This is a genomic window from Alishewanella sp. HL-SH05, from assembly GCF_052655985.1.
Genome location: NZ_CP199753.1, coordinates 890,777 through 904,021, shown reverse-complemented (window position 1 = coordinate 904,021; position 13,245 = coordinate 890,777). Strand labels below are relative to the sequence as shown.

At 45.4% G+C, this 13,245-nt stretch carries 9 protein-coding genes; 2 read left to right on the top strand and 7 right to left on the bottom strand.

What is annotated here, in order from left to right:
* Nucleotides 1–17: 17 nt before the first annotated feature.
* On the bottom strand, nucleotides 18–1,349 hold the full coding sequence (gene phoR / locus ACUJFL_RS04060; RefSeq protein WP_226749459.1) for a phosphate regulon sensor histidine kinase PhoR: 1,332 nt from the start codon (nucleotides 1,347–1,349) through the stop codon (nucleotides 18–20).
* A 6-nt stretch (nucleotides 1,350–1,355) separates the two neighbouring features.
* Nucleotides 1,356–2,045 carry a phosphate regulon transcriptional regulator PhoB gene (gene phoB, locus ACUJFL_RS04055; protein WP_445426197.1) on the bottom strand — a complete coding sequence of 230 codons (690 nt, stop codon included), beginning with the start codon at nucleotides 2,043–2,045 and terminating at the stop codon, nucleotides 1,356–1,358.
* Nucleotides 2,046–2,384: 339 nt separating this feature from the next.
* On the opposite strand from phoB, the gene ACUJFL_RS04050 reads away from it, so the two are divergent.
* The gene (locus ACUJFL_RS04050) at nucleotides 2,385–5,069 is read left to right on the top strand and encodes a hypothetical protein (RefSeq protein ID WP_445428571.1); all 2,685 of its coding nucleotides are present in this window, start codon (nucleotides 2,385–2,387) and stop codon (nucleotides 5,067–5,069) included.
* A gap of 102 nt (nucleotides 5,070–5,171) precedes the next feature.
* On the top strand, nucleotides 5,172–7,832 hold the full coding sequence (locus ACUJFL_RS04045; protein ID WP_445428570.1) for a TonB-dependent receptor domain-containing protein: 2,661 nt from the start codon (nucleotides 5,172–5,174) through the stop codon (nucleotides 7,830–7,832).
* Between the two features lie 130 nt (nucleotides 7,833–7,962).
* On the opposite strand, the gene ACUJFL_RS04040 is transcribed toward ACUJFL_RS04045, so the two are convergent.
* The 5 genes from ACUJFL_RS04040 to pstC all read right to left on the bottom strand — a co-directional run bounded on the left by ACUJFL_RS04040 (nucleotide 7,963) and on the right by pstC (nucleotide 13,234).
* Nucleotides 7,963–8,181: a hypothetical protein gene (locus ACUJFL_RS04040; RefSeq protein WP_445428569.1), complete on the bottom strand. Its 219-nt coding sequence runs from the start codon at nucleotides 8,179–8,181 to the stop codon at nucleotides 7,963–7,965.
* Between the two features lie 269 nt (nucleotides 8,182–8,450).
* The gene (locus tag ACUJFL_RS04035) at nucleotides 8,451–9,362 is read right to left on the bottom strand and encodes a porin (RefSeq protein ID WP_445428568.1); all 912 of its coding nucleotides are present in this window, start codon (nucleotides 9,360–9,362) and stop codon (nucleotides 8,451–8,453) included.
* A 268-nt stretch (nucleotides 9,363–9,630) separates the two neighbouring features.
* A complete protein-coding gene (pstB, locus tag ACUJFL_RS04030) occupies nucleotides 9,631–10,419 on the bottom strand; it encodes a phosphate ABC transporter ATP-binding protein PstB (RefSeq protein ID WP_226749452.1) in 789 nt (262 codons plus the stop codon).
* A 43-nt stretch (nucleotides 10,420–10,462) separates the two neighbouring features.
* The gene (gene pstA / locus ACUJFL_RS04025; protein ID WP_226749451.1) at nucleotides 10,463–11,833 is read right to left on the bottom strand and encodes a phosphate ABC transporter permease PstA; all 1,371 of its coding nucleotides are present in this window, start codon (nucleotides 11,831–11,833) and stop codon (nucleotides 10,463–10,465) included.
* A 6-nt stretch (nucleotides 11,834–11,839) separates the two neighbouring features.
* Nucleotides 11,840–13,234 (bottom strand): phosphate ABC transporter permease subunit PstC, encoded by a 1,395-nt coding sequence (gene pstC, locus ACUJFL_RS04020; protein ID WP_445428567.1) that lies wholly within the window; start codon nucleotides 13,232–13,234, stop codon nucleotides 11,840–11,842.
* Between the last annotated feature and the right edge of the window lie 11 nt (nucleotides 13,235–13,245).

Genomic DNA, 13,245 nt, shown 5'->3' with positions numbered 1-13,245 from the left:
AGCCTCAATGAAAAGTGTTAATTTGGCTTAGAGAGTCTTTTCGTACTTTGCATATTCAGCACTAACTCTGGCGGCAGTGCAAAAGAAAAAGTACTGCCTTCACCCGGCTCTGAAAAAATCATTAGCTGGCTATTATGACGTGACAGCACATGTTTAACGATGGCTAAACCTAAACCGGTGCCCCCGGTATGACGAGCACGCGCCTGATCTACGCGGTAAAAGCGTTCGGTCAGTCGTTTCACATGATTGGCGGCAATACCTTCACCATTATCGGTTACAGTAAAAAGTGCTTTTTGATGCTCACGCTGCCAACTAATATGAATAATGCCGTTAGCCGGTGTGTATTTAATCGCATTGGTCACTAGATTCGAGAACGCACTGCGTAATTCTTCCGATACCCCCGTCACTTTTAAGCTGTCATCAATATTAAAGTGTAATTGATGCTGTTTTTCTCGGTTCAAAGTTTCGGCTTCGTGTTCAATTAAATGCAGCATGGCGGGTACATCAACCTCTAATTCAAACTGCACTCTTGCCGCCGCCTCAATCCGCGATAAGGTTAATAACTGCTGCACTAAACTGTCCATGCGCCGCGTTTGTTCTAGCATAACAGTATGGGCTTTAGGCCAGATCGCCGGTGGCGGTTGGCAATCGGCATCCATCATTTCTAAGTAGCCTTGCAGCACGGTCAATGGCGTACGTAACTCATGCGATACATTGGCGACAAAGTCTTTGCGAATTTGCTCTAACTGCTTTAATTGGCTGATATCGCGGACGATCAGCAGAAATTGCGCCTTACCGTAAGGCATCATTTTACATTCAAGCACCAGATTGGATGAGGTAGGCGACAAGACTTCTAACGGCTGTTGAAAACGTTGTTCTTTAAGGTATTGATGAAACTCAGGCGAGCGAATTAAATTATCAATACGCTGCCCTTCATCGCTTGGCCAGCGTAAGCCCATCAGTATTTGCGCCAGTTTGTTACACCAAATGATACTCCAGTCTTCACTAAGCACCACCACTGCCTCAGGCAGGGCTTCAGCGCCATCTCGAAAACGCCGGACTAAGGTTCGTAATTCTTTGCGTTTACGCCGCTCGCGCCGTTGCTGAAAATAAATACCGTCGAAGATTTGTTGCCAGCTACCATCACCTGCTGGCGGTGTTAGCTTTCGATCACGCCATAACCATTTATCAAGTAAAAAGATATGTTTATACTGCCAGGCTAGCTGAAATACACTGACAACCAGCAAAGCCAGTAATATTTCACCAAAGATCCAACCGACAAAAGCTGCCAAACCATACTGCAGCAAGGCTTTGCTTAGCAGTGTCTTTTTAGACAGCAATAAACGCATGGGCGCTTACTTAGCCGAAAAGCGGTAGCCAGATCCGCGCACTGTTTGCACTAACCTGTCATGACCGTTAAAGGCAATCGCTTTACGCAAGCGTCGTATGTGTACATCCACGGTGCGATCCTCAACATAAACATTGGTGCCCCAAACGTGATCAAGTAATTGCTCGCGGCTATAGACTCGCTCTTGATGCGTCATAAAGAAATGCAATAAACGAAACTCAGTTGGCCCCATGTCTAAAGGCTGCTCGGCTGAGGTGACACGGTGCGATACTGGATCGAGCTTCAATCCCTGCACTTCAATCACATCATCTAAACTGGTGGGTGCAACCCGACGGATCACCGCTTTAATGCGTGCCATCAACTCTTTGGGTGAAAATGGTTTAGTAACATAGTCATCAGCACCCACTTCTAAACCTCGAATTTTATCTTCTTCTTCACCGCGTGCCGTTAACATAATGATCGGGATAGTACGGGTGATCTCATGCTGCTTCATTTTCTTGGCAAACTGAATGCCACTGCCACCTGGTAACATCCAATCGAGTAAAACGAGATCAGGATAAGGTTCAACCAACATCTCTACCGCACTGTTGAAATCAACGGCAGTAGCGGCTTGGTAACCATTTTGCTCTAGTACAAAACACAACATATCTCGGATTGGAGCTTCATCTTCTACAACGAGAATTTTACGCGACGACATTTATTCACCTGTGTAATGGTTATTTACCTATAAGTGCCAGTATCCAATCAAAATATGACATTTTTATGAAATATAGCATCCTTTCTGTTTTTGCTCACCCACTTGCTTGATGACGCTAACAAACACCTCAAGGGTTTTACCAAAAATGCGTAGAAATTTATGACAGTTACATGAATTATTTATGGCAAGCAGGGCTGAAAGCCTTGATATATCTGCATGTTCCAATTTCATCCCCCCCCCTCTCGCTCATCTGTAATAAAAGCGTCATAGCCGCAAGCTAAGTTAGCCGCACATTCATTCTTATTGCTCACTAATCAAAATAGATACGGAGAAATCTTCATGGCTTTACGCAAATTATTAAAACTGAGCGCAATCACATCCGCACTCATTCTCGCAGGGTGTGGTGGTGATTTAGTTGTTAATACCGGCGCAACAGACAATGCAACAGATGGCGGTGGCAATACCCCTCCTCCGGCAATCAGTAATTGCCCAACGTTTGCGACACAAGCTAGTAGCTTGGCCGGTGTAACCAAAACTGTTTGCGAAATCAGTGGTGCTATTACCAGTGATGTGCGCTTAACCGCCGATATTGCTTGGTCACTCAGTGGCAAAGTGACCGTGGGTAATGACAATAGCAATAGTGCTACCCTGACTATTGAACCGGGCACTTATGTATTTGGTAAAAGCGGCGCCGATTATTTAGTGGTCGCTCGGGGTTCAAAAATTCAAGCCATCGGTACAGCTGCAGCCCCCATCATTATGACATCGGTAAACGATATGTTAGGACTGTCTGATGAAGAATCAGCTGCTGAATGGGGTGGTTTAGTCATACTCGGTAAAGCCCCAACGAATAAATGTGATCAAGCCAACTTGGCCAGCTGTCAGGTTGAAGCAGAAGGCGAAGCCGGCCCCTATGGCGGTAACGACCCAGAGGATAACAGCGGTGCACTGCGCTATGTGCAAGTACGTTATGCTGGTTTTGAAGTGATCCCGGATAACGAGCTTAATGGTATTACCTTTGCGGGTGTGGGGCGTGGCACCACCGTCGAATACATTCAAGTTCATAACAACTTAGATGATGGCGTGGAGTTTTTTGGCGGTACTGTCGATGCTAAATATGTGGTGTTAACCGGTAACCGCGATGACTCTTTAGACTGGGCTGATGGCTGGCAAGGTCGTATGCAGCATGTATTGATCCGCCATAACCCAAATGATACCAAGGCCAACCGGGGCATCGAAGCGGATAATCAATCTGGTAACTTCACCGCCACACCGGTGTCTAAACCGCAAATTGCTAACCTGACCATCATCGGCAACAACTTTGATGGTGAAGATGATTCTGAAGGTATCTTACTGCGCGCTGGCACTGCCGGTGAGTTATACAATGTCATTGTTACTGGCCCAACTGGTATGGGCGAATGTTTTGAAATCAACTCCGACGAAACCATCACTAACGCGGGTAATGGCGAAATCGTCTTCCGTAATTCTATTCTTGATTGTGCCGAGCCATTTAAAAACTCAGTTGATGCTAGCGGCAACATTACATTAAACGCTGAAACCTGGTTTCGCGCTCAGCCTGGCAATATGGTTACAGACGCATTGTTAGGCGGCTATATTCCTGCACCTAACTCACCTGCCCTAGGTAATGGCTACAACGTGGCGAATAACGTTGACCCTTGGTTTGATACTGTAAATTACATTGGTGCTTTTGATGGCATGAATGATTGGACAACTGGTTGGACAATTGGCTTACACCCCGATGACGACTTAGCAGCCTGCCCAGCAGGGACCACTGCTGTCAACAGCTTAACGGGTCGTTTAAATTGCCAGTTGTCTGGCGATATTACAGCGAATGTTACGCTTGCAGCCGGTGCAGATTATGTATTAAACGGCCGAGTGCGTGTTGGACAAGATAATCAAAACAACGCCACGTTAACCATTCAACCGGGTGTCACCTTATACGGTAAGTCTGGTGCTGACTTCTTAGTGGTCAGTCGTGGTTCAAAAATTAATGCCAATGGCACCGCGGCAAACCCTATCGTTATGACGTCAGTGCAAGATGTGATTGGCTCACCCACAGCCGCAGGCCAATGGGGTGGCTTAGTCTTACTAGGTAATGCGCCTAGCAACAAATGTGATCAAACTAACCTGACTAATTGCCAAGTTGCTGCAGAAGGCGATGCGGGCAACTACGGCGGCGCTAACTGGGAAGATAACAGCGGCGTATTGAATTATGTGGTGGTAAAACACGCCGGTTTTGAAGTTATTCCTGATAATGAATTAAACGGTATTACTTTCGCCGGCGTGGGTTCAGCTACCCAATGTAGCAATATCCAAGTGCACCAGAACGTCGATGACGGTGTCGAGTTCTTCGGTGGCGCGGTTAGCTGTAAGAATGTGGTGTTAACCGCGAACGGAGATGACTCAGTAGATTGGGCTGACGGCTGGCGTGGCAACATGCAGTTTGTCATTGTTAAGCATGCTGCAGATGGCGCTAAAGCGAACCGCGGTATCGAAGCGGATAACCAATCAGGTAATTTCGGCGCCTTACCGATTTCTAACCCAGTTATTGCCAATATGACCATTATCGGCAATACCTTTGACGGTGATGATGATTCTGAAGGCGTATTGCTTCGCGCTGGCACTAATGCACAGTTAGCAAACTTTGTGATTACTGGCCCAATGGGCATGGGTGAATGTTTAGAAATTGAATCAAATGAGTCGCGCGCGTTAGCGGCTGCCGGTTCACTCACTCTTACCAACAGCGTTATTGCTTGCCCCACTGAAGCGACCAAAGGCACTGTCGATAGCAACACCACGACAGAGCAATGGTTTTTAAATCAAGCAGGCAACAGCTTCGCGTCTAATCAAGCGGCGGTGTTGGACGGTATTTTCACTATCGACACTACCACACCTAAAGATATGACAGCCGTTAGCAGCTTCTTTGAAGCCGTTGACTTTATTGGTGCTGTTAAGCCCGGTAACGATTGGACCGCAGGTTGGTCAGTTGGCTTAGACGACTAACTCCCTTGCAGCACAACCCAAATGACGCGGTTGTGCTGCTCTTTTTAGGCCATCTCAAGGCCATCGCCAGTAACGTTTAAAAGCTGATAGGACAATGTTCAGATGAGCAGCAAACAAAAATTAAGTTTAAGTCGTGTAGGCCTGAGTGTCATGCTGGCCCTGAGCACCACGACAACCTTATTACCCATACATGCCAAGGCGCAAGATAGTGCTCCTGCACCTCAAACTGAAACTGAGGAACTTGAACGGATCTCCGTATCAGGCCGCTTGATGAGCTCCGCTGCAGCCGCCGCGGCAGAGCGTAGAGAACAACCCTATGTCGCAGAATTACTGGGTATGGAGCAAATTTCGCGCGCAGGTGATAGCAATGCCGCCACCGCACTGAGTCGTGTAACCGGTTTAACACTGGTTAAAGACAAGTTTATTTATGTTCGCGGTTTAGGCGAACGTTACTCTAGCACGCTGTTAAACGGTGCCTTGGTACCCAGCCCAGATCCAACCCGTAACGTGATCCCGCTAGATATGTTTCCGGCAGGCATTATCGAAAGTTTAGTGGTACAAAAAGCCTATTCTCCTGAACTTCCTGCTGCCTTTGGTGGCGGTAATGTCAATATTCGCACCGCAGCAATACCCCTGCAAACCACCTTTAACGTTGCGGTAGGCACAGGCTATAACAGCTTAAATAGTGCTGATGGCTTCAGCTATGCTGGTGGCGGCGATGATTGGCATGGTAAAGATGATGGCACTCGCGCTATTTCTGCCGACCTCGCCACAGCACAACGTCAATTTGGGATATTAACCCCAATAAACATTGCTGAAGCGCTAGGTGGCATCAACGCCAGCAATCTTGCCCAAGCCGAAACCATCGTGCGTGAACTGGGTACTGCATTTAATCGTGATATCGATATTCACCGCACCTCAGTTAAACCCGACTTTGATGGCAGTGTCTCTTTTGGTAGTCGGTTTGATCTGGCAAAAAATGTCGTATTTGGCGTAATGTCGGGCTTTAGCTACGATCGTGCCACCCAAAATATTGAAGAACAAGAGCGTTATTACTCCATTTCAGGTGAGTCGCTAACACCGCTAAATCGCTACGACGACATCCGCGGCACAGAGCATCAGATCAAAATGTCAGGCATGCTTAATTTTGGTTTAGAACTCGGCGTCGATCATCGTTTAGAAACCTCAACGATTTATCTGCGCGATACTAAAGATGAAATTAAGATCAAAAACGGTGACAGTATCGAAACCATCAACGAAACCAACCGTTTTAATACCGACACCAGCCTAACTTATGAAGAGCGCACCATGCTGAGCAATCAGTTACGTGGCCGACATAATTTACCGTCACTGTGGGACCTGGCAATTGACTGGCAATATACCGATGCCAAGGCACGGCGTTATGCCCCAGGTCAAGTTGAATACCGTTACTTAAATGAAACGCAAGCCGACGGCTCAGTATTTTCGTTTTTACGACGCAATCAAAATGCCGTCACCTACAGCTTTGGTGATATGCAAGATAATACTGAAAACTTAAGCTGGAATGCACACTTACCCATGACGCTGGGAAAAGCAGAAATCACTTTCTCGACAGGTTACAATTATTTTGAACGCAATCGTGATGCCCAAACCGACCGCTTTAATTTTGATACCGTTGGTTTTAGCCTTCAACAGTTATCTGGCAGCTTTTCCGATATTTTTACTGATAACAATATCTTAGATTCGAGCAATCGCTTTAAGATATCAAACGTCACTACTCAAGCTGATGATTACTTAGCCGCCCAAATGATCGATGCGGGTTATGCCGCACTAGAGATAAATTACGACTATCTGTTCCGGTTGAATCTAGGCGTACGCTACGAAGACTTTAAACAAGTGTCGCTACCCTTAACAGCTGATGGGCAGATTAGCGGTAATGTCACCGATTCGGTGTTAGTAGAAGATGGGTTTTATCCCGCGCTATCACTAACTTGGTTTGTGAATGACGATTTACAAGCGCGCTTTGGTTACAGCAAAACGGTTGTACGGCCCGATCTACGTGAAGTTACACCAGTATTGTATGTCGACCCGCTAACCGACTTTAAAGTGACGGGCTTTAGCGGTTTAACCAGTACCGACATAAACAGTGCCGATGTGCGTTTAGAGTGGTATTACGATAACAGTAACTACAGTGTAGGTTTGTTCTATAAAGACTTGGATAACCCGATTGAAGCAATTGAACTATCCGGTTCTGACGGTAACTTACTGATGTCATTTCGAAATGCCGAAAGCGGCAAATTATATGGCGTCGAAGCCGAGTTTTTACAGCAGCTTGATATGTTTAACGGCTCAATCGGTCAGATTGCCGATAACTTTTTCCTAGCAGGCAACTTAACGTTGAGTGAGTCAGAAATTACCATTCAGCGCTTCCCTGGGGCAAATTTAACCAATTTAGAGCGGGGTTTAAGTGGTCATTCTAAGTATGTCGCCAATTTGCAGCTTGGCTTTGATTCGGATAACGATAAGCACAATGCAACCCTAACCTATAATGTGTTTGGCAAGCGTATTGCTTTTGCTGGGGTCAATGGTAAAGACGATGCTTTCGAACAGCCGTTTAATTCGTTAGATGTGACATACAGCTATGCACCGAATAGCAATATCAGCGTTAAATTAGGCCTGAAAAATCTGCTAGATGAAGATGTCGAAATCTTACAGCAAGGCGAGATCTTACAAAAGCGTACAGAAGGCCAAAGTTACTCGTTGAGCTTTTCCTACAAATATTAAGCAAAAAACTCAGCCTGCAGTTGGCACAACCTTAACTTTTCCCTGTTTTACGGTTGTTTACTGCGGGCTTTATTTTTACTAACACTTATACCGATACCTTTGAATTAGCCTCTAGCTTCAACTTACTTTTTTACTGCTGCTTAGCGGTATCTGTTACTTTTACTCGTTTTTGTGGCGGATTTAACCAAACAACATGGCCAACATGTGGGCTAGTGCGCGTTAACGCGGTTGCCTCTTGCAGCCGTTGTTCGTCTGTTTCATAGGCATAATCAGCAGTGCCGATAGTTGAACACCCGGATAATAGCGCTAGGGTAGAAATGACCATTACTACAGGAAGATATTTTTTCATTGGTTAGACCTCTGTTGTTAACCTGAAATTACTATAAACACAGAAGCCGCCGCTGTCTAACACAGCATTATGACAATTTGATGAATCTTGCTAAATATAAACCATTGAAAAAATTAAATATTTAAAAATAGTTATTACATGCATGACAAAAATAAGACAATTTAAGAGCTGTGAGCTATTAAAAGTTGTTTTGATATGAGAATTTGATTTAAAAAAAGAGGGAAGTTAAAAAATAAGCCGGCCAGTGACCGGCTAAGAAGGCATTAAAATTAAAACTTATGCTTAATTCCCACCGCGATGTAATCACGATCAGGGTTTGTCATATCAAAGTTAAAGCTGCTGTACCAAGCATATAAAGTGGTGTTTTTACCTGCTTTGTAATCTGCACCCACGCTGACTGCATCATCATCTTCTAAGGTTTGATACTGTGCTTTAAGTTCTGTTTTACCCACTGGATAAGCTGCGCTAACTAACCAGCCATCTTGCTCTACACCCGTGGTAATATTCTCTTGTGAATGAAGCATCGCGCCAAGTTTAAAATCAGCGGCTTTAAATTGGGTTTGTAAACGCAGAGTATCATAACCCGCTACCTCAGAATCCATTGATACAGCAGCATAATAATCGCTGTCTTTCAGGTTTTCGTCACCGTAATAAACTGATGCAGAGTAAGCATCTTCAGCATCTGCTGCATCTTCCATGACATAAGTTAAATGCATGCCGAAACCATTAAATTTAGGGGTGTAATAAGTCACTGAATTGCTGGCTCGTACTTCACCACGCCACAACGCTTTTACGTCAGCTTCATAATCACTGAATAAGTCAATTTTACCTTGCGCATCTTTTAGTGCTGTATCATGACGCCCTAAACGCACTTCACCAAAATTTCCTTTTAAACCGACATATTGATTTCGAGACGTAATGTTCTCGCCTCCGCTAACATCCGCCAAATCAACTGCCCATTCCACTTGGTAAACCAACGTCATACCACCGTCTAGTGCAAAATCACCTTTCAAACCAAATCGTGAACTATTGCTTTTCAGTTCAGAGAAACGCCCTTCCCCTTCATCACTTGACTGTGCTGAAACATTCAGTTGACCATATACGGTAAGGGGATCAGCGTAAGTAACGGTACTCACAGCTGAACCTATAACTAATGCAACTGCAATTGATGATTTTTTCATGTTGTTTACCCGAGTTAATTAGGTTTATTGTAGCTAATGCTCACAACCATAGTATTGATGACGTGGTGCATAATAAGTCTTTTTTATGACAAATAAATGACAGTATAGCATTCAATTCTAGTTTATTACTTTTATCGTCTCTAGAGCTTGTTATTTGTTTTTATAGCAAAAGAACTGAAGAGATCATCAACAAAAACAATAAATTGCCCTGTATACAAACAATAAAGGCGCTTTCGCGCCTTTATTGTTTTGGATGTCAATATGACGCTTAGCCGTAACGACCCGTGATATAATCTTCGGTCTTTTTCTGTTTCGGGTTGGTAAACACATCATTAGTGCCACCAATTTCTATCAAATTACCTAAATGGAAAAATGCCGTACGGTCAGACACCCGGGCAGCTTGCTGCATATTGTGCGTTACAATCACAATGGTAAAGTTTTGCTTTAATTCATCGATTAACTCTTCAATAATCGATGTGGCTATTGGATCGAGTGCTGAACAGGGCTCATCCATCAAAATCACTTCTGGACTAACCGCGATGGTACGCGCAATACACAAACGCTGTTGCTGACCACCCGATAAACCGGTACCTGGTTGATGCAAGCGATCTTTTACTTCTTCCCATAAACCAGCACGGCGCAAGCTGGATTCAACAATGTCATCCAAATCAGATTTTTTACTGGCTAAGCCATGCAACTTAGGGCCATAAGCAATATTTTCATAAATCGACTTTGGGAAAGGGTTCGGTTTTTGAAACACCATACCAACCTGGGCGCGAAGCTGCACCACGTCTAAGGCCGGATCATAAATGTTGTAGCCATCTAACGCGATGTTGCCGGTTACTTTACAAATGTCGATGGTATCGTTCATCCGATTTAAACAACGTAAAAACGTTGATTTACCGCAACCTGACGGGCCGATAAAAGCAATCACTTCGTTTTCAACGATATCCATATCAATGCCATGGATTGCCTGATTGTCGCCATAAAACACTTTGACATCTCGCGCGGTCATTTTGATTTTTTCGGCGTTGTTCAACATGGTTACTTCACTCATAGTTTAATCCTGTTCGTTCAATTCTTAGGCTGTTTGCTACTTATTACCAACGCACTTCGTAGCGTTTGCGTAACCAAATCGCCAAACTGTTCAGAGATAACATCATCACCAATAACACGATGATAGCGGCCGATGTTCGGGCCTCAAAGAAATTCCGTAATTCGTTGCCTTGCCATAGGTAAATTTGTACCGGTAAGGCCGTTGCTTGATCCATGGCACTACCTGGCACCGAAGCAACAAAAGATTTCATACCAATCAGCAGCAAAGGAGCGGTTTCGCCTAAGGCTTGTGCCACACCAATAATCGAACCGGTTAAAATACCTGGAATGGCTAGCGGTAACACATGATGAAACACCGCCTGCGTTTTAGACGCGCCTAAGCCTAAGGCCGCTTGGCGGATCGACGGTGGTATCGCTTTTAAGGTCGAACGCGTGGCAATAATAACAGTAGGCAGTGTCATCAGTGTCAACACTAACCCCCCCACAACCGGCGCTGACATCGGCAAATTAAACCAACCGATAAAAATAGAGGCCCCTAATAAACCAAACACAATAGAGGGCACCGCGGCCAAATTGTTAATGTTCACTTCGACCAAATCGGTCAGGCGATTTTTCGGCGCAAATTCTTCTAAGTAAATCGCTGCGGCAACGCCCATGGGGATGGCGAGCACAATGACGACGAGCATCATATAAAGTGACCCCATAAAAGCACCAGCTAACCCCGCCGAGGCCAGTGAACTGCGCGAATCGGGGTTCATAAACAAGGCAAAACTAAAGCGATTGCTGATGACGCCTTGCTGTTTTAAAGCATCAACCCATTCGCGAACTTTGGCACTGAGCTGCTGTTGATCGTCGGGTAAACTGCGATCAATATTCCCTTTTAACCAAACATCAATATTAGCATCTGTGAGCAAGTGTAAGGTTTTGGTTTGACCGATAATCGAAGGGTCAGCAATCACTAAATCACGCAACGCGAACCGCTCACCGGAGGTCACGATTCGTTGTAATTCACGCCGATGTTGCTGAGCATCAGGGATCACTTGCTGTAATGCCGGGAAAATAAGCCGATTAAAGTTGACTAAACCCACTTCTGAACGCCACGCCAAATCACGCTGCCGAAACTCGTTCTCTGTTTCTCCTGCTTGCGGTTGCGGCTTTTCGCTGATCTTGACTATGGCAGGATCAAAGTAAATATCCAAGGTAATACTGTGCTGCCAAAACGCCGGTAGCCCTTTGGCAAAAATATTCACAAACAGTAATATCACTAATAAGATACTGGCCGATACCGCCAATAAACCTGCGGTTCTAAATAGCTTTTCTTGGCGATGGCGTTTTTTTAACGAGCGCACCACTTGTTGCTGTACTTTGCTGTAAGCCTTGTTCGCGTTGGTTACGGTGTTAAGTTCAGTCGTCATTTGGGATCACTCGTATTGTTCACGGTATTTACGCACAATCACCAATGCCACGATATTCAGCAGCAAGGTAATGGCAAACAGGGTTAAACCTAATGCGAAAGCCACCAAAGATTGCGGGCTAGCAAAGTCGTTATCACCCGTTAATTGATTAACAATGGTTACGGTAACGGTCGAGACGGCTTCAAACGGGTTAGCGGTTAAGCTTGGGCTGTTACCTGCGGCAAGCACCACAATCATCGTTTCGCCAATCGCCCGGCTCACTGCCAGTAACACGGCCCCTACAATGCCGGGTAGCGCCGCCGGTAACACGACTTGCCGAATGGTTTCAGACTTTGTTGCACCCAAGCCTAAAGAACCATCACGCAAGGATTTTGGTACCTGAGTTAAAATGTCGTCGGATAACGATGAAATAAACGGGATAATCATAATGCCCATTACCACCCCGGCCGTCAGTGCTGAGGTCGCACGAATCGTCATACCGATGCTTTGCCCGAACTCAGCAAAAAAAGGCCCAACGGTCACCAGAGCAAAAAAGCCATAGACAATCGTAGGAATACCGGCCAACACTTCGATAATCGGTTTAACGGTATTACGTACCCGCTGTGGGGCGTATTCGGCTAGATATATTGCCACCATCAAACCTAGTGGAATGGCCACTAACATGGCAATCAAAGCCACCAATAAGGTGCCCGATAACAAAGGGAGTAAACCAAAGCTGCCTTGGCTTCCGGTTAACGACCCTTCGGCTAAACCTACGGTAGAAAAACGCGGATTCCAGGTAGTGCCAAAGAAAAAGTCTGCCGGGCTGATAAATGAAAAGAATTTTAAGGTTTCGCCCACCATCGATAACACAATGCCAACCGTGGTTAAAATGGCGACGGTTGAGCAAAGCAATAACACTGCCATCAAGGCTTTTTCAACTTGATGACGCGCACGGAGTGACGGTTGGATCTTTTTAAAGCTGAGCAATAAGCCTAGCGATGCCAAGATAAACATTAACGCGGTTAACATTAAGGCGCTTTTCTGCTGCAATGCAGACAAATAACTTGCTGCAGCCACTTCCCAATCAGCGGCTTCGGCAACCACCCCAAAATTACTGGCTAAATTACTAATACGACGCATTATTACCGCAGCTTGTTCGCTATCGGTTAACAGTTCTGCTGGCACCGTCGCTAACGTCAGCGTTTGCAGCACACCGGGCGCCAGCCAATTCCACAATAATAACAACAGAAATGGCGGTAATACCGCCCATAAGCCGACCATCATGCCGTAATGATGTGGCCGAGAATGCATACTGGCACTGTTCTGACCGCCCGCCATGCGCCGGCTACGAGTCATGCCAAATTGATAGGCCATCGCCATGAAGATCAGCAGTACAAAAATTAAAGACAGATTATTCATCAAAGCTCCGC

Coding starts and splice junctions, on each gene's coding strand:
- phoR (WP_226749459.1), bottom strand. CDS start 1,349: ATGCGTTTATTGCTGTCTAAAAAGACACTGCTAAGCAAAGCCTTGCTG.
- phoB (WP_445426197.1), bottom strand. CDS start 2,045: ATGTCGTCGCGTAAAATTCTCGTTGTAGAAGATGAAGCTCCAATCCGA.
- ACUJFL_RS04050 (WP_445428571.1), top strand. CDS start 2,385: ATGGCTTTACGCAAATTATTAAAACTGAGCGCAATCACATCCGCACTC.
- ACUJFL_RS04045 (WP_445428570.1), top strand. CDS start 5,172: ATGAGCAGCAAACAAAAATTAAGTTTAAGTCGTGTAGGCCTGAGTGTC.
- ACUJFL_RS04040 (WP_445428569.1), bottom strand. CDS start 8,181: ATGAAAAAATATCTTCCTGTAGTAATGGTCATTTCTACCCTAGCGCTA.
- ACUJFL_RS04035 (WP_445428568.1), bottom strand. CDS start 9,362: ATGAAAAAATCATCAATTGCAGTTGCATTAGTTATAGGTTCAGCTGTG.
- pstB (WP_226749452.1), bottom strand. CDS start 10,419: ATGAGTGAAGTAACCATGTTGAACAACGCCGAAAAAATCAAAATGACC.
- pstA (WP_226749451.1), bottom strand. CDS start 11,833: ATGACGACTGAACTTAACACCGTAACCAACGCGAACAAGGCTTACAGC.
- pstC (WP_445428567.1), bottom strand. CDS start 13,234: ATGAATAATCTGTCTTTAATTTTTGTACTGCTGATCTTCATGGCGATG.